This is a genomic window from Bradyrhizobium sp. SZCCHNR1002, assembly GCF_032381435.1.
GTDB lineage: Bacteria > Pseudomonadota > Alphaproteobacteria > Rhizobiales > Xanthobacteraceae > Bradyrhizobium > Bradyrhizobium aeschynomenes.
This window is the reverse complement of the sequence record NZ_JAUHIS010000003.1, coordinates 291,447-312,284: the sequence shown is the minus strand read 5'-3', so window position 1 is coordinate 312,284 and position 20,838 is coordinate 291,447. Positions and strand designations below refer to the sequence as shown.

General features: G+C 64.8%; 22 protein-coding genes and 1 tRNA gene. 11 read left to right on the top strand and 12 right to left on the bottom strand.

The genetic code is table 11. The features are described 5' to 3' along the window. Window positions 1-100: 100 nt before the first annotated feature. The 4 genes from lptB (at window position 101) to ptsN (ending at window position 4,449) form a co-directional block, all read left to right on the top strand. Window positions 101-1,135 (top strand): LPS export ABC transporter ATP-binding protein, encoded by a 1,035-nt coding sequence (gene lptB, locus QX108_RS17685; protein ID WP_315780939.1) that lies wholly within the window; start codon window positions 101-103, stop codon window positions 1,133-1,135. Between the two features lie 211 nt (window positions 1,136-1,346). Next, window positions 1,347-2,984 (top strand): RNA polymerase factor sigma-54, encoded by a 1,638-nt coding sequence (gene rpoN, locus QX108_RS17680; RefSeq protein ID WP_315780937.1) that lies wholly within the window; start codon window positions 1,347-1,349, stop codon window positions 2,982-2,984. Window positions 2,985-3,056: 72 nt separating this feature from the next. Further along, window positions 3,057-3,659: a ribosome hibernation-promoting factor, HPF/YfiA family gene (gene hpf, locus QX108_RS17675; protein ID WP_172113584.1), complete on the top strand. Its 603-nt coding sequence runs from the start codon at window positions 3,057-3,059 to the stop codon at window positions 3,657-3,659. 328 nt (window positions 3,660-3,987) lie between these two features. Beyond that, entirely contained in the window at window positions 3,988-4,449 is a 462-nt protein-coding gene (gene ptsN / locus QX108_RS17670; RefSeq protein WP_008962742.1) for a PTS IIA-like nitrogen regulatory protein PtsN, read from the top strand. A gap of 441 nt (window positions 4,450-4,890) precedes the next feature. Here the strand turns inward: ptsN and QX108_RS17665 are convergent, their stop codons facing one another. From QX108_RS17665 to QX108_RS17625, 9 genes are all read right to left on the bottom strand, one after another. Next, on the bottom strand, window positions 4,891-5,397 hold the full coding sequence (locus tag QX108_RS17665) for a GNAT family N-acetyltransferase (RefSeq protein ID WP_172132551.1): 507 nt from the start codon (window positions 5,395-5,397) through the stop codon (window positions 4,891-4,893). 160 nt (window positions 5,398-5,557) lie between these two features. Then, complete coding sequence (locus QX108_RS17660) at window positions 5,558-5,821, bottom strand: DUF1150 family protein (protein ID WP_009026315.1); 264 nt, start codon at window positions 5,819-5,821, stop codon at window positions 5,558-5,560. A 58-nt stretch (window positions 5,822-5,879) separates the two neighbouring features. Then, complete coding sequence (locus QX108_RS17655; RefSeq protein WP_006613108.1) at window positions 5,880-6,305, bottom strand: Hsp20 family protein; 426 nt, start codon at window positions 6,303-6,305, stop codon at window positions 5,880-5,882. A 132-nt stretch (window positions 6,306-6,437) separates the two neighbouring features. Next, window positions 6,438-7,517, bottom strand: coding sequence for a sn-glycerol-3-phosphate import ATP-binding protein UgpC (locus QX108_RS17650; RefSeq protein ID WP_315780934.1), 1,080 nt, complete (start codon window positions 7,515-7,517; stop codon window positions 6,438-6,440). Between the two features lie 113 nt (window positions 7,518-7,630). After that, complete coding sequence (gene ugpE, locus QX108_RS17645; RefSeq protein WP_315780932.1) at window positions 7,631-8,479, bottom strand: sn-glycerol-3-phosphate ABC transporter permease UgpE; 849 nt, start codon at window positions 8,477-8,479, stop codon at window positions 7,631-7,633. After that, window positions 8,479-9,360 (bottom strand): sn-glycerol-3-phosphate ABC transporter permease UgpA, encoded by an 882-nt coding sequence (gene ugpA, locus QX108_RS17640; RefSeq protein WP_315780930.1) that lies wholly within the window; start codon window positions 9,358-9,360, stop codon window positions 8,479-8,481. The genes ugpE and ugpA overlap by 1 nt, the downstream gene beginning before the upstream one ends. Before the next feature lie 85 nt (window positions 9,361-9,445). Further along, window positions 9,446-10,762: a sn-glycerol-3-phosphate ABC transporter substrate-binding protein UgpB gene (gene ugpB, locus QX108_RS17635; RefSeq protein WP_315723112.1), complete on the bottom strand. Its 1,317-nt coding sequence runs from the start codon at window positions 10,760-10,762 to the stop codon at window positions 9,446-9,448. 192 nt (window positions 10,763-10,954) lie between these two features. Further along, window positions 10,955-12,157 (bottom strand): CaiB/BaiF CoA-transferase family protein, encoded by a 1,203-nt coding sequence (locus tag QX108_RS17630; RefSeq protein WP_315780928.1) that lies wholly within the window; start codon window positions 12,155-12,157, stop codon window positions 10,955-10,957. 155 nt (window positions 12,158-12,312) lie between these two features. Next, entirely contained in the window at window positions 12,313-12,738 is a 426-nt protein-coding gene (locus tag QX108_RS17625; RefSeq protein WP_172181901.1) for an organic hydroperoxide resistance protein, read from the bottom strand. Window positions 12,739-12,912: 174 nt separating this feature from the next. Here QX108_RS17625 and QX108_RS17620 point away from each other — a divergent pair, with 174 nt between their 5' ends. Continuing rightward, a complete protein-coding gene (locus tag QX108_RS17620) occupies window positions 12,913-13,371 on the top strand; it encodes a MarR family transcriptional regulator (protein ID WP_315780926.1) in 459 nt (152 codons plus the stop codon). A 4-nt stretch (window positions 13,372-13,375) separates the two neighbouring features. Here the strand turns inward: QX108_RS17620 and QX108_RS17615 are convergent, their stop codons facing one another. The 3 genes from QX108_RS17615 to QX108_RS17605 all read right to left on the bottom strand — a co-directional run bounded on the left by QX108_RS17615 (window position 13,376) and on the right by QX108_RS17605 (window position 14,357). Beyond that, window positions 13,376-13,627: a GIY-YIG nuclease family protein gene (locus QX108_RS17615; protein WP_315780924.1), complete on the bottom strand. Its 252-nt coding sequence runs from the start codon at window positions 13,625-13,627 to the stop codon at window positions 13,376-13,378. Window positions 13,628-13,792: 165 nt separating this feature from the next. Further along, window positions 13,793-13,868 (bottom strand) — tRNA-Ala (locus QX108_RS17610). An 81-nt stretch (window positions 13,869-13,949) separates the two neighbouring features. Further along, window positions 13,950-14,357 (bottom strand): TIGR02300 family protein, encoded by a 408-nt coding sequence (locus QX108_RS17605; protein WP_172113573.1) that lies wholly within the window; start codon window positions 14,355-14,357, stop codon window positions 13,950-13,952. Window positions 14,358-14,506: 149 nt separating this feature from the next. On the opposite strand from QX108_RS17605, the gene aroA reads away from it, so the two are divergent. The 6 genes from aroA (at window position 14,507) to QX108_RS17575 (ending at window position 20,794) form a co-directional block, all read left to right on the top strand. Continuing rightward, window positions 14,507-15,844, top strand: coding sequence for a 3-phosphoshikimate 1-carboxyvinyltransferase (aroA, locus tag QX108_RS17600; RefSeq protein WP_315780921.1), 1,338 nt, complete (start codon window positions 14,507-14,509; stop codon window positions 15,842-15,844). Continuing rightward, window positions 15,841-16,479 (top strand): (d)CMP kinase, encoded by a 639-nt coding sequence (cmk, locus tag QX108_RS17595; protein ID WP_315780919.1) that lies wholly within the window; start codon window positions 15,841-15,843, stop codon window positions 16,477-16,479. The genes aroA and cmk overlap by 4 nt, the downstream gene beginning before the upstream one ends. Before the next feature lie 248 nt (window positions 16,480-16,727). Beyond that, on the top strand, window positions 16,728-18,437 hold the full coding sequence (gene rpsA / locus QX108_RS17590) for a 30S ribosomal protein S1 (RefSeq protein ID WP_011923367.1): 1,710 nt from the start codon (window positions 16,728-16,730) through the stop codon (window positions 18,435-18,437). Window positions 18,438-18,850: 413 nt separating this feature from the next. Further along, window positions 18,851-19,831 carry a signal peptide peptidase SppA gene (gene sppA / locus QX108_RS17585; RefSeq protein ID WP_315723098.1) on the top strand — a complete coding sequence of 327 codons (981 nt, stop codon included), beginning with the start codon at window positions 18,851-18,853 and terminating at the stop codon, window positions 19,829-19,831. A gap of 169 nt (window positions 19,832-20,000) precedes the next feature. After that, entirely contained in the window at window positions 20,001-20,324 is a 324-nt protein-coding gene (locus QX108_RS17580) for an integration host factor subunit beta (protein ID WP_172113569.1), read from the top strand. A gap of 77 nt (window positions 20,325-20,401) precedes the next feature. Beyond that, on the top strand, window positions 20,402-20,794 hold the full coding sequence (locus tag QX108_RS17575) for a lipopolysaccharide assembly protein LapA domain-containing protein (RefSeq protein WP_315723096.1): 393 nt from the start codon (window positions 20,402-20,404) through the stop codon (window positions 20,792-20,794). The last annotated feature ends 44 nt before the right edge of the window (window positions 20,795-20,838 follow it).

Sequence of the window (20,838 nt, the reverse complement as noted above, 5' to 3'; positions counted from 1 at the left end):
TGATCCGCGAGTGAGGTGAGATGCGTTCGCTCGCGGTGAGCGGGCGAGCCAGCGCTGCGGCCGGTGACGGGCAGCCTCGAAGGGCGTAAGCGAAGCGGGGATGGTGGATCTACTGGGCATGTTTCGTGGGCGTCCCGCCAAGCGCGGCCAGCGTGGCTCGGCGCGGCGGCGCGACGACATCACGGCCATGGATGATCCGTTCAATCCGTCGCAGGTCGACGATCCCCTGGCTGTGCTCGCCGACTCCGTCCGCAATGAGTCCGCTCGCGGCGAGCCGCAGCCCGCGATGCGCATCAATCCGCGCTCGCCGCAGAATACCGAGCAGATCCAGCGCAAGCGTCCGCAATCGTCGCCGACGCCGGCCAAGCCGCGCAGCAACGGTGCGGGCGGCGGTGTGCAGCTGTTGCGCCGTCCCGGCTTCCTCGCGGTGCATTCGATCGAGAAGAGCTTTGGCAGCCGCCAGGTGGTGCGCGGCGTCTCGATCTATGTCCGCCGCGGCGAGGCCGTCGGCCTGCTCGGCCCGAACGGCGCCGGCAAGACCACCGTGTTCTATATGATCACCGGGCTGATCAAGGCCGATTGCGGCGCCATCGAGCTCGACGGTCACGACGTCACACGGCTGCCGATGTACCAGCGCGCGCGGCTCGGCATCGGCTATCTGCCGCAGGAAGCCTCGATCTTCCGCGGCCTCACCGTGGAGCAGAACATCCGCGCCGTCCTCGAAGTGGTGGAGCCGTCACGCAAGAAGCGCGAGCGCGAGCTCGATGCGCTGCTGGAAGAATTCACCATCACGCGCTTGCGCAAATCGCCGTCGATCGCTTTGTCCGGCGGCGAGCGCCGCCGTGTCGAGATCGCGCGCGCGCTGGCGACGCGCCCGAACTACATGCTGCTGGACGAGCCGTTCGCCGGCATCGATCCGATCGCGGTCGGCGACATTCAGCAGCTGGTGCGCCATCTCACCAATCGCGGCATCGGCGTGTTGATCACCGACCACAATGTCCGCGAGACGCTGGGGCTCACCGACCGCGCCTACATCGTCTATGCCGGGCAGATTCTCACCGAAGGCAGCCCCGAGGAGATCGTCGCCGATCCCGACGTGCGCAGGCTCTACCTGGGCGAGGAGTTCAGGCTGTAGGATACCGGACGCGCTGTTTGTCGGCTTTGTCGCCCCTGCGACAGCCGAGGAAAATACTGCGCTTAACGCTGTTTCGAAGGGACTTGCGAGGACCGGTAACCTCGTCCTCTCGCCGCGCCATACTCCGTTTTTCTTATTCGTCAAGCCGTGTACATCGCGCGCAGATTAGGATAAGCAAGAATTGGACCAGTAAGGGAATGTTCTTGCTCCCATGGCGTTGACGCAGAGACTAGAATTCCGCCAGTCGCAGTCGCTGGTGATGACGCCCCAGCTGATGCAGGCGATCAAGCTGCTGCAGCTGTCCAATCTCGACCTCTCCACGTTCGTCGAAGAGGAGCTGGAGCGTAACCCGCTGCTGGAGCGCGCGAGCGACGGTCCCGAGGCGCCGGTCGCCGGCGAGCAGCAGATGTCCGAGCGCGGCGAGTTCTCCGAGGGCGGCGAAGGCGGCGGCGAAGATTTCGCCGAGGGTGGCGGCAGCAGCGGCGAGAGTTACGAGAGCGCGCCCGAGGACTGGATGAGCCGCGATCTCGGCACCCGTACGGAGATCGAACAAACGCTCGATTCCGGGCTCGAAAACGTATTTTCCGAGGAGCCTGCGGAAGCGGCGGCACGCACCGCGCAGGACGCCGCGCCCACGACCTATACCGAATGGGGCGGCGGCGCTTCCGGTGACGAGGACTACAATCTCGAAGCCTTCGTGGCGGCAGAGACGACGCTGTCCGATCATCTCGCCGAGCAGGCCGCGGTGGCGTTCGTCTCGCCGGCCGACCGCATGATCGGCCAGTATCTGATCGATCTCGTCGATGAGGCGGGCTATCTGCCGGCTGATCTCGGCCAGGCCGCCGATCGTCTCGGCGCCGAGCAGGCCGATGTCGATGCCGTGCTTGGCGTGTTGCAGACCTTCGATCCGCCCGGCATCTGCGCACGCAACTTAAGCGAATGCCTCGCGATCCAGCTGCGCGAGCTCGATCGCTACGATCCGGCGATGCAGGCGCTGGTCGAGCATCTCGACCTGCTGGCGAAGCGCGACTTTGCCGCCTTGCGCAAGCTGTGCGGCGTCGATGACGAGGACCTCGTCGACATGATCGGCGAGATCCGACGGCTCGACCCGAAGCCGGGTCTCAAATTCGGCACGACGCGCACGCAGACCATGGTGCCCGACGTCTATGTGCGCCCCGGTCCCGATGGCGGCTGGCTGGTCGAGCTCAACAGCGACACGCTGCCGCGCGTCCTGGTGAATCAGGTGTATTACTCCGAGCTCTCGAAGACGATCCGTAAGGACGGCGACAAGTCCTACTTCACCGATTGCCTGCAGAATGCGACGTGGCTGGTGCGTGCACTCGATCAGCGCGCGCGCACGATCCTGAAAGTGGCGACCGAGATCGTGCGCCAGCAGGACGGCTTCTTCACGCACGGCGTCGCGCATCTGCGGCCCTTGAACCTCAAGGCCGTCGCGGATGCGATCCAGATGCACGAATCGACGGTGTCGCGTGTCACCGCCAACAAATACATGGCGACCAATCGCGGCACTTTCGAGCTGAAGTATTTCTTCACGGCCTCGATTGCGTCGGCCGATGGCGGCGAAGCGCATTCGGCGGAAGCGGTGCGCCACCACATCAAGCAGCTGATCGATGCGGAAGATCCCTCCGCAATTCTCTCGGATGACACGATCGTCGAGAAGCTGCGCGCCGCGGGCATCGATATTGCGCGCCGCACGGTCGCGAAATACCGGGAGGCGATGCGAATCCCGTCCTCGGTGCAGCGCCGCCGCGACAAGCAGAGCATGCTGGCCCATGCCCTGTCGTCGCCGGCCAGCGCCGATCGCACCCGGGATACCGCGTCAGTTTGACCGCAGCTCAAGATTGCGCCTTAACCAAATAGGCTTAGTGTCATACTCGGTTCACATGAATCGAGGCGACACATGACCCTGCGGATTTCCGGAAAGAGCATCAGCGTCAGCGAAGCGCTGCGTGGGCGCGTCAGCGAGCGCACCGACGAGGTGCTGCGCAAATATTTCGACGGCAACTATTCCGGTCACGTCACGCTCTCCAAGGATGGTTTCGGGTTCAAGACCGATTGCGCACTGCACCTTGATTCGGGCATCACGCTCGAGGCCGAATCCAACGCGCCGGACGCCTATGCTAGCGCCGACCAGGCGCTCTTGATGATCGAGAAGCGGCTGCGCCGCTACAAGAGCCGGCTGAAGGACCGCTCGGCACGCAAATCCCATGCAGCCAGCGCGGCTCTGGCCAGTCTGGATGGCGCGGTGCTCGATGCGCCGAGCTACGTGATCGAGGCGCCGGCCGAAAGCGACGAGGAGATCACCGGCTACAGTCCCGTGATCATCGCCGAGAACACCACCGCGCTGAAGCGGCTGTCGGTGTCGGAAGCGGTCATGGAGCTCGATCTTTCGGGCGCGCCCTGCATGGTTTTTCAGCACGGCTCCAGCGGCCGGGTGAACATCATCTACCGCCGCGCCGACGGCAACATCGGCTGGGTCGATCCTCCCGCCGTGAAGCCGTAGACGTACGGACGCGGTCGGAAGGCCGCGCGGCAAGGGGAAAATCGGTTCCTGATCAGGTGGTTGGCGGGCCGATTGCGACGTCACGCCACGGTCGTGAACGGGTGCGATGAGGCGGTCGGAACGTTGGTGCCTTCAGGCTGCCACGCTCCGGCGATCTTTAAGGATAGGCAGCGGGAACATGCTTGCGGGTGTTGGCACGGCCGTTGCGTTGGGGTAGAAGCCCCTCGCATCGGACACGGGTTAAGCCCGCCTGCCGCCTCAGCTTCTTGACGCTGGTCTGTCCCGACCTATTTCGCACACTGACGGTTCAATCACCTCGGAACGCCCTATGCCGATTACCGATCTGGTCGCACCCGAGGCGATCCTGCCGGCTTTGAAGGTCATCAGTAAGAAGCAGGCGCTGCAGGAGCTTGCGGCGCGTGCCGCTGCGCTGACCGGGCAGAACGAACGCAACGTGTTCGAGGTGCTGCTGCAGCGGGAGAAGCTCGGCACCACCGCCGTCGGCTATGGTGTGGCGATCCCCCACGGCAAGCTGCCGAAGCTGGAAAAGCTGTTCGGCCTGTTCGCCCGCCTCGAGCGGCCGATCGATTTCGAGGCCATGGACGGCCAGCCGGTCGATCTGGTGTTCCTGCTGCTGGCGCCGGAAGGTGCCGGCGCCGACCATCTGAAGGCCCTGGCGCGCATCGCGCGCCTGCTGCGCGACCAGGACGTCGCCAAGAAGCTCCGCGCCTCGCGCGATGCCCAGGCGATCTATTCGGTGCTGGCCCTGCCGCCGGCCTCGGCGGCCTGACGACTGCTTCCGCGCCTGGTTGCCCGCTTCTGCCTGCTTCCAGCGCGTGTTGCGTTCCCGCGCAATAGCCTCATGCTGAGACTTCGACAATCACCAGTCTCTCCGTTCCCTCCCCCCTTGTGGGGGAGGGTCAGGGAGGGGGGTGGCCCAGGATGCCGCACGCAGTTGGTGAGCGACCGCCAGCACAACGGATCGCGCCAGCGGCAAGGGAAAATGCCGAGCGAGTCGTTCCTCAAATAAGGATCTCAGCTCTTCGCGTCACCGATGCGCATCCGAGGCCGAACGCCGGACGCGTTGTTGAAGCCATCCGCCAATGCGTCGTCGATTGCGCCCGCGGCTACCCCCTTCCCTGACCCTCCCCCACAAGGGGGGAGGGAACGGGGAGAGCGGTGATTGCGGCAGTCCGGAGCATCATGCGAGTCCGTCCAAACGCATTGCGCGCTAGGTCAACGGCTTGATCAGATAGCGCACCGTCTTGGTGCCGCCGTGGATGCCGGCTGTCGCCAGCGGCTCGAAGCCGAGCGCGGCGTGGAAGGCATCGGACTGCGGATTGGGCGGGTCGAGATTGACCTCGCAGACGATGCGCTGGTGCGCCGCTGTTTGCGCGTCGCGAATCAGGCTGTCGTAGAGCAGGCGCGCGAGTCCCTGGCCGCGCGCACTCTGCGCCACCACGATCCGATCGACATAGATGAAGCGATCATAGCGGGCGCGGAACCAGCGATAGTTCGGACTGTCGTAGTCGACGTTCTGGTCCAGCGCGATGATCAGTGCATCGGCGTCGCCGATCCGCCAAGCGCGCCACGCCTGCCCGATCAGACGTGCGAGCGCCTCGGGCGTCAGCCAGGACAGCTCGGACGCATGCGCATTGTTGAGCGCGAGCAGACCCGTCGATAGCGAAGCGTCGCTTCGTAGCTCGGCCGCGCTCACCGGTGTGATCAACGGACTCATCTCGACGATCGTCATGGCAAGAAACTGGCAAGAAAAACTGGCAAGAAAAAAGGGCCGTCCCCTGGCTGGGGACCGCCCTCGTAGAGGGTGCATGAGCCGCTTGAGTCTCACAACAACGGCGTCTCGCAAGACGCCGTCGCGCATGACCTCCCGGTCTGGCCTAGTGGACGCTTACGGCCTGCAGCTCGTGGCTCCACGCATTCGCAATCGCGGCTTCGCGGCTGTCGGTGAGCATGATCGGCGTGCCGTCAGCGGCATGCAAGGCGAACAGCTTCAGTCCCGGCGCGATGTGGGGTGCCTGCGGAAACAGCCCCGGCACGTCCTCGGAGCGGATCTGCTTCACGTAAGCGATGTGGCCCTCGCCCAAGGTGGCCAGCGACTCCAGGGAGACGGGGGATTCCGACGCAACATTACCTTCAGTCATGGTCTCGACTCCTTCTGAGACTCAAGCGGTCGAGTCCGCTACTCGTTCCATCGAACCATTATTCGTGTTCATTGATCGCTATTGTCTTAACGATCCGCTCAGGCTCCGGCCTGGCCAGATCGACCGACAACAACCCGTTCTTCAGGTCCGCACCGAGCACATGCATTCCCTCCGCCAGCACGAAGGTGCGCTGGAAGTGGCGCGCGGCGATGCCGCGATGAATGTATTGCCGGGTCTTGTCGTCCTGCTGCCGGCCGCGGATGACGAGCTGGTTTTCCTCAATGGTGACATCGAGTTGGTCGCGGGTGAAACCCGCCACCGCCAGCGTGATCCGCAGACGCTCGGGCTGGCCATTGGTGCGTTCGAACCGCTCGATATTGTAGGGCGGATAGCCGTCGGCACCTTTGACGACGCGGTCGAGCACACGCTCGATCTCGTCGAAGCCCAGAAGGAACGGGCTGGAGAGCGAAGGAACACGAGACATGGTTTACAAAGTCCTCTCGAAGCGACTTTGACGTTTCGGGACCCTGATGGCATCCCTTGAGCAGCAATATGGTCACGATCCCCGGGGCGTTCAAGCACCCCCGAGGGCCGGAACCACGTGGCTGTGGAAGAGCTAGACTGACAGCCTTTGCCGGCCGTCGGCCGAGAACAGATGCAGCTTGGCCCGGGGCGCAACCGCCCGGATCCGGGTGCCGACATCGGGAGCCGCGGTGCCCGGCAGCCGCACGATGACGTCGTTTGCGGTGGCGACGAGCCTGTCATCACTGCCGGTGTCCTGGCGCGCGCCGTAGAGATAGGTCTCCGCCCCGACATGCTCGATGGCGTCGACCCGAAGGTCGAGGCCGATCCCGCCCGCCGGCACGGCGTCTCCCAGCTCGAAATCCTCGGGCCGAATTCCAAGCTGGCCGGCGTCTGCGGGAACCGCGTCGGCGCCGAGCAGCTGGGCGCGGACGCCATCGACAGGCATCAGGTTCATCGGCGGCGCGCCGATGAAGGACGCCACGAAGGTCGTCGCCGGCTTCTGGTAGATCTCGAGTGGATTCCCGATCTGCTCGACCTTGCCGCCATTCATCACGACCAGGATGTCGGCCAGCGTCATCGCTTCGAGCTGATCGTGGGTGACGTAGATGGCCGTCGTCGCGAGCCGGCGCTGCAGCTTGCGAATCTCGACCCGCATCGCGATGCGCAGCTTGGCGTCGAGGTTCGACAGCGGCTCGTCGAACAGGAACACTTTCGGCTGGCGCACGATCGCGCGGCCCATCGCGACGCGCTGGCGCTGGCCGCCGGACAGCTGCCGCGGCTTCCGTTCCAGCATGGTGCCGAGTTCGAGGATCCGTGCGGCGTCGTCGACGCGTGTCTTGATCTCGGTCTCCGCCATGCCGCGATTGCGCAGCCCATACGCCATGTTGTTGTAGACGGTCATATGCGGGTAGAGCGCGTAGTTCTGGAACACCATCGCGATGTCGCGCTCGGCCGGCTCGATCGCATTGACGACGCGGCCGCCGATGTCGATCTCGCCCGCCGAGACCGTCTCCAGTCCGGCCACCATCCGCAGCAGCGTGGATTTGCCGCAGCCGGAGGGGCCGACGAGCACACAGAACTGGCCGTCACCGACCTCGAAATCGATGCCTTTGATGGCCTCGAAGCCGCCGGGATAGATCTTGCGGATGTTGCGGAGCGTGACGTTGGCCATGGGTTACCTGGAAGCGAATAGCGAATAGGGGGTAGCGAATAGGGAAGGGGCTGAAGCGAACCGTCGGGCGAATATCCCTATTCGCCACTCGCTATTCGCCATTCGCCTCCTCTTCACTTTTCCGTCTCCACCAGACCCTTCACGAACAGACGCTGCATGAAGACGACGACGGCGACCGGCGGCAGCATCGCCAGCACGGCGGTCGCCATCGCGAGCTGCCATTCGGCGAGCTCGTCGGTGGTGGTCAGCATCTTCTTGATGCCGATCACGATGGTCTGCATCGAATCCTTGGTCGTGATCAGCAGCGGCCAGAGATACTGGTTCCAGCCGTAGATGAACTGGATCACGAACAGCGCCGCGACCGTCGTCATCGACAGCGGCAGCAGCGTGTCCCAGAAGAACCGCAGCGGTCCGGCACCGTCGATGCGCGAGGCCTCCAGCAGCTCGTCCGGAATGGTCATGAAGAACTGCCGAAACAGCAGCGTGCCGGTCGCGGACGCGATCAGCGGCAGGATCAGCCCGGCATAGGTGTCGAGCATGCGCAGGTCGGCGACGACCTTGTAGGTCGGGTAGATGCGGACCTCGACCGGCAGCATCAGGGTGATGAAGATGATCCAGAACGCCGTCTTGCGGAACGGGAAGCGGAAGTAGACGATCGCGAACGCCGACAGGATCGAGATCAGGATCTTGCCGACCGCGATGCCGATCGCGGTGACGAACGAGTTCAGGAGCAGCACGCCGACCGGCTGGTTCATGAAGCGCGAGCCGCCGACGAAGACCGCGCGATAGTAGTTCTCGAGCATCCGGCCGCCCGGCGTGAGCGGCAAATTGCCGCTGACGACGGTTGCCGCGTCGTAGGTCGAGGCAATGAAGGCGACATAGACCGGGAAGGCGAAGATCAGCACGCCCAGCGACAGCACGATATAGGCGACGAGGTCCCGCAGCGGGCGATGCTCGACCATCAGTACTGCACCTTGCGCTCGACATAGCGGAACTGGATCGCGGTCAGCGCGATCACGATGACCATCAGCACCACGGACTGCGCCGCCGAGCCGCCGAGGTCGCCGCCGAGCCGTCCGTCGGCGAAGACCTTGTAGACCATCGTGGTGGTCGAGCCGGCCGGTCCGCCCGAGGTCACCGCATCGATGATGCCGAACGTCTCGAAGAACACGTAGACGATGTTGACGACGAGCAGGAAGAAGGTGGTCGGCGACAGCAGCGGGAAGATGATGGTCCAGAACCGGCGCAGCGGACCGGCGCCGTCGATCGCACCCGCCTCGATCACGCTCTTGGGGATCGCCTGCAGGCCGGCCAGGAAGAACAGGAAATTATAGGCGACCTGCTTCCAGACCGCCGCCATCACGACGAGCATCATCGCGTGCGTGCCGTTGAGCATCGGATTCCAGTCGAAGCCCATGACGCGCAGCGGCCGGGCAAGGGTGCCCAAGGTCGGATGGAAGATGAAGAACCACAGCACGCCGGCGATCGCAGGCGCCACCGCATAGGGCCAGATCATCAGCGTCTTGTACACCGAGGCGCCCTTGAGATTCTTGTCGGCCTGGGTGGCGAACAAGAGCGCGACGCCCAGCGACAACACGGTCACCAGCGAGGAGAACACCACGGTCGTGCCGATGGCGGTGTAATACTCCGGCTGGGCGAACAGCGCCTGGTAGTTCTCGAGCCCGACGAATTCGGAATTGAGGCCGAAGGCGTCCTCGCGCAGGAACGACTGCCAGATCGCCTGGCTGGCCGGCCAGTAGAAGAAGATCAGCGTGATCGCGAGCTGCGGCGCCAGCAGCAGGTAGGGCAGGAGCTTGCCGTTGAAGACGACCGACTTTTCCATGGAGCGCGCCGCGTGAGGGATAGAAGTGAGGCTTCCCCTCCGGTGGGAGAGGAAGCCTCTGGGACGGCCTGACTTTGCCGTTTCCTTACTTGGCCGTTTTCTCGAAGGTGCGCAACATCGCATTGCCGCGGGCAACGGCGGAATCGAGCGCCTCCTTGGCGGTCTTCTTGCCGGCGAGTGCGGCCTCGATCTCCTCGGCCCAGACGTCACGCATCTGCACCATGTTGCCGAAGCGCAGGCCGCGCGAATTCTCGGTCGGCGGCTTGTTGGTGAGCTCCTTCAGCGGCGTCTGCGGCACGGGGTTCTTGTCGTAGAAGCCGTCCGTCTTGGTCTTCTCATAGGCCGCGGTGGTGATCGGCAGATAGCCGGACTCCTGATGCAGCTTGGCCTGGCGGTTGGTGTCCGACAGGAAGGTGAAGAACTTGGCGACGCCCTTGTACTCGTTCGCCGTCTTGCCGCCCATCACCCACAGCGAGGCGCCGCCGATGATCGAGTTCTGCGGTGCGCCCTGCACGTCCGGATAATATGGCATCGGCGCCGAGGTGAAGTCGAACTTCGCGGTGCTCTTGGCGGTGGCGTAGTAGCCCGACGAGGTCATGAAGATCGCGCATTCGCCGGAGCCGAACCGGCTCTCGGAGGCCGAGCCGCGGCCGGAATAGTCGTAGGTCTTGTCCTTCTGCAGCTCGACGAGGTTCTGCAGGTGCTTGACGTGCAGCGGGCTGTTGAACTCGAGCACGGTGTCGAAGCCGTCGAGGCCGTTGGCCTTGGTGCCGATCGGCACGTTGTGCCAGGCCGAGAACTGCTCGATATGGGCCCAGGACGCCCAGGCATTGGAGAAGCCGCAGGTCTCGTGACCGGCAGCCTTCAGCTTCTTGGCGGCGTCGAACACTTCCGGCCAGGTCTTCGGGATCTCGGCAACGCCGGCCTTCTTCAGCTCGTCCTTGTTGATCCACATCACCATCGAAGACGAGTTGAACGGGAACGACAGCATGTCGCCCTTGGAGGTCGAATAGTAGCCGGTAATCGCCGGCAGATAGGCCTTCGGGTCGAACGGCTCGCCGGCCTCCTTCATCAGCTCGTAGACCGGCTTGATCGCGCCCTTGGCGCTCATCATTGTCGCGGTGCCGACCTCGAACACCTGCATGATGTGAGGCGCATTGCCGGCGCGGAACGCGGCGATGCCGGCATTCATCGTGTCGGGATAGGCGCCCTTGAAGGTCGGCACGACCTTGTAGTCGCTCTGCGAGGCGTTGAATTCCTCGGCGAGCTTGTTGACGATGTCGTTGTTGCCGCCGGTCATGGCGTGCCACCACTGGATTTCAGTCACCGCGAGTGCGGGTGACGCCGCAAAACCAAAGGTGGCTGCAACGGCAGTCGCAGCAGCGAATTGTCGAAATGACATCAAAAAGATCCTCCCATGAACGTCATCGGTCGTGGCGGCCGTTAACAGCGCCAGATGACAGTTATGTGAATGTATAGACGTATGACCTGACGCGGGAAAGCCACGCGCAGTGCGTCCGCGAAAAGCGGTAAATCGCATCTCTCCGTTACCGCGCCGTGGTGCGACGCGGCGACGGGAGCGCGTGCGATGCGGTCAGCGTTTGCGTTCCGTGCAGACGGTTCCAGCGGCCCGCAGCGATTCGATCTCGCTCGGCGAGTAGCCGAATTCGCTCAGCACCTCCTCGGCGTGCTCGCTGTATTTCGGCGGCGTGGAGCGCAGGCTCGGCTTGGTGCGTCCGAGCCGGATCGGCGAGGCCACCCCCTTGTACCAGTCCTTCTCGATGACATCGCCGCGGTAGAGCGTGTGCGGATTGGTCAGTGCCTGATCGATCTTCTGCACCGGGCCGGCGGGCAGGCCGGCGGCGAGCAGGCGGTCGCACAGCGGCTCGGCCTCGAACTGGCGGAACACGGCGGCGAGCTCGGCGCGCAGCGCCTCGCGATTGGCGACGCGGTCGCGGTTGCGCGCGAAGCGCGGATCGGTGCCGAGCTCGGGGCGGCCGATCTCCTTGGCGAGCTTGCGGAACGTGCCGTCATTGCCGACGCCGATGAAGATGTCGTCGGTCTTGGTCGGGAAGATGGCGTAGGGAACGAGATTCGGATGTTCGTTGCCGGTCAGCGACGGTGGCTTGCCGTGCATGAAGTAGTTGGCGGTGTGCGGATGCATGATCGCCAGGCCAGTTTCGTATAGCGTGATTTCGAGGAACTGGCCTTGTCCCGACCGCTGCCGTTCCGACAGCGCCATCAGGATGCCGATCGCGGCATAGAGGCCCGTGGTGATGTCGACCAAGGGCACGCCGATTCGCATCGGGCCGCTCTCGGGCGAGCCGGTCGCCGCGATCATGCCGGTCATCGCCTGGATGATCGCGTCATAGCCGGGATTGCCGCCGCGCGGCCCGTCGGCGCCGAAGCCGCAGATGCGGCAGTGCACGAGCCCCGGGAATTTCTCGCGCAGCACGTCGCTGCCGATGCCCCATTTCTCGAGGGTGCCGGGCTTGAAGTTCTCGATCAGCACGTCGGCGGTCTCGAGCATCTTCAAGAGCACCACGCGGCCGCCCTCGGAGGCGAGGTCGAGGCCGATCGAGCGCTTGTTGCGGTTGATGCCGACGAAGTAGGCCGCGTCCTCGTCGTGGAACGGAGGGCCCCAGTCGCGGACCTCGTCGCCGGCGGGCGGCTCGACCTTGATCACGTCGGCGCCGTGATCGGCCAGGATCTGCGTGCAATAGGGGCCGCCGAGCACGCGCGTGAGATCGATCACGCGCAGGCCGGCCATGGCGCCGGGAGCAAATTGAGGGGTCATCAGGACGATCGCGAGGTTGGTTTCAACTCGCGGTCATTAAGCATTGCCGCAGCGCTCGCGCAAACGAGCTTGCGCGAATGCCGCCCTGGCGAAAACGGAGGGCCGGCCTGCGGCAGGAGCGCGACGCAACCCCTGCCGCAGGGCGGAATTCAACCTCAGACGACGGACAGCTTGACGTCGACGTTGTTGCGGGTGGCGTTCGAGTAAGGGCACACCTGATGGGCCTTCTCGACCAGCGCCTCGGCATCCGCCTTGGCAAGGCCGGGCAGCGAGACCGCGAGCTCGACGGTGATGCCGAAGCCGCCCTCGGAGCGCGGGCCGATGCCGACCGTGGACGTCACCGACGCATCGGACGGAACCTTCGGGCCGCCCTGGGACGCGACGAACTTCATCGCGCCGATGAAGCAGGCGGCGTAGCCGGCGGCGAACAGCTGCTCCGGATTGTTGCCGGGGCCGCCGCCACCGCCGAGCTCCTTCGGGGTGGACAGCTTGACGCTCAGCGAGCCGTCGAGGGTCGCGGCCTCGCCGTCGCGGCCGCCGGTGGCCTTGGCGCTGGTCTTGTAGAGCACGTTCACGGACATGGGGTGTCTCCGGGTGGGTGTGGAGTGGAATTCAGTGAGGCGTATATTGCACGCAATTCGATTGCGCACAATATAATTGTTCGGTAGAATAATCGTGATTGGCGTTTCCCCGTCGTTGCCGCCGCCCTCCCGCAACGCCCAAGATGTGCCGGACGATCCATTCCTGGTGTGACCATGCCCAAGAAGACGACAGCCGACGTGCCGCTCCAGCTCGGCAGCCAGCTCTGTTTCGCGGTCTATTCGACGGCCCACGCGTTCAACCGCGTCTACAAGCCGCTGCTCGACCGCCTTGGCCTGACCTATCCGCAGTATCTGGTCATGCTGGTGCTGTGGGAGGGCGATGGTCTGTCGGTGAAGGAGATCGGCGAGCGGCTGTTCCTGGATTCCGGCACGCTGACGCCGCTGCTGAAACGGATGGAGGCGTTGCATCTGCTCAAGCGGACGCGATCGGCGCAGGACGAGCGCCAGGTGCTGGTCACATTGACCGCGCAGGGTGCGTCGTTGCGCGAGAAGGCGCGGGCCATCGTGCCCCCGGCGATCCTGGACGCAACAGGCTGCTCGATCGCGGAGCTGGCGGATCTGCACGGCAGGCTGGTGAAGCTGCGGGAGCGGCTGGAGGCGGCGGTGGAGTGAGGGCTCAAGCCGGACCGAGCAGGCGCTTCCTCGAAAAGGCGCGGCCTGAATGCGACTTCAAATAGGCTTCAAACGCCAACGCGCGGTGCTTGTCAGGAAAGGCGCAATACCAGACGAGCATCCAAGGCGCGAATTCGGAGGTATGGGCCGAGCGCCCAGCGTTGTGATCCTTCAGGCGCTGTTTGATGTCCGCGCTCGCGCCAATGTATTCCTGCTCGGGAAAGGCGAGGCTCCGGATGATGTAGACGTACCACATGGAGAGGCGCTCGCTGCAATGGGCCGCTGGCGCGCAGTCTGTGGTGAAAAAAGGAGTTTGTCAGCCATTCTAAGCCCGGCTTCGCCAAGTGGCTTCGCCGGGCACCACGCTTCGCCCTTCGGGCTCCGTCGTGGCTGCGCCACGCGTAGCCCGGAGGGCGAAGCGTGGTGGAGCCAGGCGGGATCGAACCGCCGACCTCTTGCATGCCATGCAAGCGCTCTCCCAGCTGAGCTATGGCCCCTGAACCGAACCGGCGGTCTGGGTGACCGCCGGGGAGCACCGTGAACCACAGTTCGCGGCTGATCTCAAGTACCTTCAACGATTATTCTTCGTCGCCGCCGACATCGCCGATGATGTCCGTGACATCCTCGTCGCCTTCTTCCTCGTCGGCGATGAAGGTCGAGTCATCATCCTCGTCGTCGTCGAGCGTCTCGTCGATCTCGATGTCGTCTTCCGATTCGGGAACGACCGCCTTGACCTTGCCGGTGTTCTCCTCGGCATCGGCCTCCTCGAGCGACACCAGCTCCTCGGCCTCCGCGGCCTCCGGCGCCACGTCGGCCGTCGCCGCGGCCCGAGCCGCCTCGCCGCGCATGGCGCGGGTCGGAGCCACGGGCGCGATCGGCACGACCTCGCCGGTGTAGGGCGAAATCACCGGATTCTTGTTGAGGTCATAGAACTTTTTGCCCGTAGTCGGGCAAATGCGTTTGGTTCCGAGCTCGGATTTGGCCACGTGCAGGCGTCCTGGCAATGTCTGAAAAGCGGTGTCTCACTTGGCTAGTTGCCGCGCCGCTGTCAATAGCGCTTTCAACCGGAAATCACGGCCCGTGACGGGCGCGGGGCCCTGTGATACCTGCCGCTCGGAAACACGAGGATCCCGCCGTGAGCACGTCAGCCGCCCCGACCCCACTCGAATCCCGCGCGTCCGGCCCTCTTGCGGGCACGATTCGCGTGCCCGGCGACAAGTCGATCTCGCATCGGGCGCTGATCCTGGGTGCGCTGTCGGTCGGTGAAACCCGGATTTCCGGCCTGTTGGAGGGCGAGGACGTCCTCAATACCGCCAAATCGATGCAGACGCTTGGCGCCAAGGTCGAACGTGCGGGCGAATTCGCCTGGACCGTGCATGGCGTCGGCGTCGGCGGCTTCGCCCAGCCCGCCGCGACGCTCGATTTCGGCAACTCCGGCACGGGCTGCCGGCTGGTCATGGGCGCGGTCGCCGGCTGCCCGATCACCGCCGTGTTCGATGGCGACGCCTCGCTGCGCAGCCGGCCGATGCGCCGCATCCTCGATCCGCTGGCGCTGATGGGCGCCAAGGTGACCGCCAGCGCCGAGGGCGGCAAGCTTCCGTTAACCCTGCAGGGCGCCAGCAATCCAATTCCGATCGAGTACCGCACGCCGGTCGCCTCGGCGCAGATCAAGTCGGCCGTGCTGCTGGCCGGCCTCTCCGCCCCCGGCGTCACCACGGTGATCGAGCAGGAGGCGAGCCGCGACCATACCGAGCTGATGCTGAAGCATTTCGGCGCCGAGATCGTCACCACGCCGGAAGGATCGCATGGCCGGCGGATCGCGCTGACCGGCCAGCCTGAGCTGCGCGGCGCGCCGGTCATCGTGCCGGCCGACCCGTCCTCGGCCGCGTTCCCGCTGGTCGCCGCCCTGATCGTCGACGGCTCGGATCTCGTGCTGTCGGACGTCATGACCAACCCGCTGCGCACCGGCCTGTTCACGACCTTGCGCGAGATGGGTGCCTCGATCGAGGAGGACGACGTCCGCGGCGATGCCGGCGAGCCGATGGCCCGGCTGCGTGTGCGCGCCTCGAAGCTCAAGGGCGTCGTGGTGCCGCCGGAGCGCGCGCCGTCGATGATCGACGAATACCTCGTCCTTGCCGTCGCCGCGGCCTATGCGGAGGGCACGACCGTGATGCGCGGCCTGCACGAGCTGCGGGTCAAGGAATCCGACCGGCTGGAAGCCACCGCGGCGATGCTGCGCGTGAACGGCGTCAAGGTCGAGATCTCCGGCGACGATCTGATCGTCGAGGGCCGCGGTCACGTTCCTGGCGGCGGCCTCGTCGCCACCCACATGGATCACCGCATCGCGATGTCCGCGCTGGTGATGGGCCTCGCCTCCGACAAGCCGGTCACGGTCGACGACACCGCCTTCATCGCCACCAGCTTCCCCGATTTCATCCCGCTGATGCGCAAGGCGGGCGCGGATTTCGCATGATCATCGCCATCGACGGACCGGCTGCCTCGGGCAAGGGCACCATGGCCAAGCGCCTCGCGGCGCATTATGGCCTCAGGCATCTGGATACGGGCGTGATCTACCGGGCGGTCGCGCATGCGCTGCTGACGGCCGGCATCGACCTCAAGGACGAAGCGCGGGCGGCTGAGGTCGCCATGACCCTGGATCCTTCGACCTTCGACAATCCGGCGTTCCGCTCGCATGAGGTCGGCTCGGCGGCCTCGGTGGTCTCGGCACTCCCCAAAGTGCGCGAGGCGCTGCTGGCGTTCCAGCGCCAGTTCGCCTCCCAGCCGCCGGGCGCCGTGCTCGACGGCCGCGACATCGGAACCGTGATCTGTCCGGACGCTGAGGTGAAGATCTACGTCGTGGCCGACCCCAAGATCCGGGCACATCGCCGCACCCTCGAGGCGCGCTTCCGGGGCGAGCCGGCCGACGAGACGGCCATTCTGGCCGACATCCTGGCGCGCGACGAACGCGACCAGAACCGGGCCGTTGCCCCTTTGAAACAAGCCCCGGATGCTTACTTGCTTGATAACTCCCATTTGGATATAGAGGGCGGCGTCCGGGCCGCCATCGACATCGTCGAGGCCGTTCGAGCGGGCCGTCAGCGGGTTTGATTTCCGCTGATGTCATTGGAGGAACTGCCCGCTCCCGCCCTTGACCGTCGATAGCTCGATTGCGGTTCAATCGGGTCCGATCAGCCGGACGAACTTCATACGTATCGCATGTGCAGGCATTGCCGGCCCGCGTCGTTGCGCTTTTTGCGCACCCGCGGACGTCTGGGGATTTGTGGACCTCCAGGCACTGCCCATCCGATGCGCCGATCAACCCCAAGCTGGCGAGAATGTCCGCATCTGGAGAACCAATGGCTTCGAGTATCTCTGCTAATTCCTACAATCCCAGCCGCGATGATTTTGCCGCGATGCTGGACGAGTCCTTCACGAAGGGCAACCTTCAGGAAAGCTCCGTCGTCAAGGGCAAGGTCGTCGCGATCGAGAAGGACATGGCGGTCATCGACGTCGGTCTGAAGACCGAAGGCCGCGTGGCGCTGCGTGAATTTTCCGGTCCCGGCCGCGACAGCGAGCTGAAGGTCGGTGACGAGGTCGAAGTGTTCCTCGACCGCATCGAGAACGCGCTCGGCGAAGCCGTGCTGTCGCGCGACAAGGCGCGCCGCGAGGAGAGCTGGGGCAAGCTCGAGAAGGCGTTCCAGAACAACGAAAAGGTCAACGGCGTCATCTTCAACCAGGTCAAGGGCGGCTTCACCGTCGATCTGGATGGCGCAGTCGCCTTCCTGCCGCGCTCGCAGGTCGACATCCGTCCGATCCGCGACGTCGCGCCGCTGATGAACAACTCGCAGCCGTTCCAGATCCTCAAGATGGATCGTCGCCGCGGCAACATCGTCGTGTCGCGCCGCACCGTGCTGGAAGAGACCCGCGCCGAGCAGCGCCAGGAGCTGGTGCAGAACCTCGAAGAGGGTCAGGTCATCGACGGCGTCGTCAAGAATATCACTGATTACGGTGCGTTCGTCGACCTCGGCGGCATCGACGGCCTGCTGCACGTCACCGACATCGCGTGGCGCCGCGTCAACCATCCGACCGAGGTGCTCTCCATCGGTCAGACGGTCAAGGTCAAGATCATCAAGATCAACCACGAGACGCACCGCATCTCGCTCGGCATGAAGCAGCTGCTGGACGATCCGTGGCAGGGCATCGAGGCCAAGTACCCGCTGCAGGCCCGCTTCCATGGCCGCGTCACCAACATCACCGACTACGGCGCGTTCGTCGAGCTCGAGCCGGGCATCGAAGGCCTGATCCACGTCTCCGAGATGTCGTGGACCAAGAAGAACATGCACCCCGGCAAGATCGTGTCGACCTCGCAGGAGGTCGAAGTGCAGGTGCTCGAGGTCGACAGCGTCAAGCGCCGCATCTCGCTCGGTCTCAAGCAGACCATGCGCAATCCGTGGGAGGTCTTCGTCGAGAAGCATCCGACGGGCTCGGTGGTCGAGGGCGAGGTCAAGAACAAGACCGAGTTCGGCCTGTTCCTGGGTCTCGAAGGCGACGTCGACGGCATGGTCCATCTGTCGGACCTCGACTGGAAGCTGCCGGGCGAGCAGGTCATCGACAACTACAAGAAGGGCGACATGGTCAAGGCCGTGGTGCTCGACGTCGACGTGGAGAAGGAGCGGATCTCGCTCGGCATCAAGCAGCTCGAAGGCGACCCCTTCGCCGAGCCGGGCGATGTCAAGAAGGGTGCGGTCGTGACTTGCGAAGTGCTGGACGTCAAGGACGGCGGCATCGACGTCAAGATCACCGGCACCGACTTCACCACCTTCATCAAGCGTTCCGAGCTGGCGCGCGATCGCAACGATCAGCGCACCGAGCGGTTCGCCGTCGGTGAGAAGGTCGATGCCCGCGTGATCCAGTTCGACAAGAAGGCCCGCAAGGTCCAGGTGTCGATCAAGGCGCTGGAAGTCGCGGAAGAGAAGGAAGCCATCGCGCAGTACGGCTCGTCCGATTCGGGCGCGACGCTGGGCGACATTCTCGGCACCGCCCTCAAGAACCGCGATTCGAAGTAAGGCTTCGGACCGCGTGACGAGATCAAAGCCCCGGCTCCGGCCGGGGCTTTTTTTGTGGCGCCGAGACATGTCGTCCAGACCGCGTCCCACCTATCGCCTATGCTCATATGTCGCGGCGAACGAACCTGGAGCTTAGTTACTCCGTCATGCCCGGGCTTGTCCCGGGCATCCACGTGGCTCCCAAGAAGCCGAACGACGTGGATGGCCGGGACAAGCCCGGCCATGACGACGTGGAGAAAGATGAGCGCAAAATTCGATGGTCGAAAACGGCAAGCCTGCGCCGAGCCCCCCGACCCTTCGGTGGCCCCGGGGCGAGCCTTCCTTTCTTCAAATTGCGCCGCGATTGATGTAATCGGATAACGAGATATTCAGGCTGCGGATGCAAAACGCGCCGAGACTTCCAGGAGCTGTCCATGTCGCTAGATTCCGATGTGATCGTCGATCGCCGCAGGCTGCGCCGCAAGCTGACGTTCTGGCGCGTGGTCGCGGTGCTGATTGCGGTTGCTGCTCTTTCCGCCGTCGGCCTCGCGATGTCGCCGCGCGGGCGCACCGCGCTGTCCACCTCCGGCTCGATTGCCCGCGTCAACATCGAGGGCCTGATCCGCAGCGACCATGAGCGCGTCGAGGCGCTCGAGCGGCTCGAGAACTCTTCGGCCGAGGCCGTCGTCGTTCACATCAACTCCCCGGGGGGCACCACCGCGGGCTCCGAGCAGCTCTACGATTCGCTGGTGCGACTGAAGGCGAAGAAGCCGCTCGTCGTCGTGGTCGAGGGGCTCGCCGCCTCCGGCGGTTACATCGGCGCGATCGCCGCCGATCACATCGTCGCGCAGCAGAGTTCGCTGGTCGGATCGATCGGCGTGTTGTTCCAGTATCCCAATGTCAGCGAGCTGCTGAAGACGGTCGGTGTGAAGATCGAGGAGGTGAAATCCTCGCCGCTGAAGGCCGCGCCGAACGGCTATGAGCCGACCAGCCCGGAAGCGCGCGCCGCGCTCGACGCCCTGGTCAAGGATTCCTATGCCTGGTTCCGTGGGCTGGTGAAGGATCGCCGCGCCATGAACGATGAGCAGCTGGAGAAGGTGGCCGACGGCCGCGTCTTTACCGGACGGCAGGCGATCGAGCTCAAGTTGATCGACGAACTCGGCGACGAGAAGACCGCGGTCGCCTGGCTGGTGGCCAACAAGAACGTGAAGAAAGATCTGCCGGTCCGCGACTACAAGCTGGTGCCGCGCTTCGGCGACCTCACCTTCCTGCGGACCGCGACCTCGGTGGCGCTCGACGCCGTCGGTCTGTCCGGCATCGCGCGGCAGATCGAGCGCACCGGCGTCGTCCAGGCCGTCGATCGGATCGGCCTCGACGGCATGCTGGCGCTGTGGACGCCCGCGCCGGGGAATTGAAACCCGCCAAGACCATGGTCATGACGATTGACACGTGGAGCGTGTGCCGCGGCGTGACCCGAGATTGGGCCACGAAAGCCGATTCACGGGCCCGATGAATGATTTAGCGTCTTGACAGTCCTGCATATTTTCACGGAAATGGGACTGTCTCCCCGGGTACATTTTCTCGATGATCAAATCCGAGCTTGTTCAGCGTATCGCCGAGCACAACCCGCACCTCTACCAGCGGGATGTCGAGAACATCGTCAATGCGATCCTCGATGAGATCGTCGCGGCGCTCGCCCGCGGTGATCGTGTCGAGCTGCGTGGCTTCGGTGCGTTCTCGGTCAAGCACCGGCCGGCCCGCGCCGGGCGCAATCCACGGACGGGCGCCCATGTCCCGGTCGACCAGAAGAGCGTCCCGTTCTTCAAGACGGGCAAGGAAATGCGCGAGCGGCTGAATCGGGACCATCCCGGTGGCGCTGGCGCCGAGTCCGACGATACCGACGAGTGACGCGTTTCGCGCCGAACGTGCCGGTCGTTCGCGGCTGATTTCGAGGCGAGTCCAGCCAGACTGATACGAGCGAGCGCATGCGAAAATTCCTCACGGTTGTGATCGTCCTTCCGCTTCTGGTGTTGTTCGTCGTCTTTGCCGTCGCCAATCGGCATTTCGTTACCGTATCGTTCGATCCGTTCAACGCGACGGATCCGGCGCTTGCGGCCTCGGTCCCGCTGTTTGCCTTGATCCTCGCAGTTGCGATCCTGGGCGTGATCGCCGGCGGCTGCGCGACCTGGATCGGCCAGCGCCGCTGGCGACGGGCCGCACGCCGCCATCAGGCCGAGGCTGACGCGGCCCGGGCCCAGATCGCGCAACTGAGCGCAGCGGCACGTGCCAACCAAGGCTCGGCACAATCCCTGGTTCCGGTTGCTCCGGCCCGGCTGTTCGCCCCTTATGGGCGAGACAAGCAGGGCGCCGCGTTGTAGAAGGCGCGCAATGCCCGGCCGGCCTTCGGAAGCTGTCGGGCGCT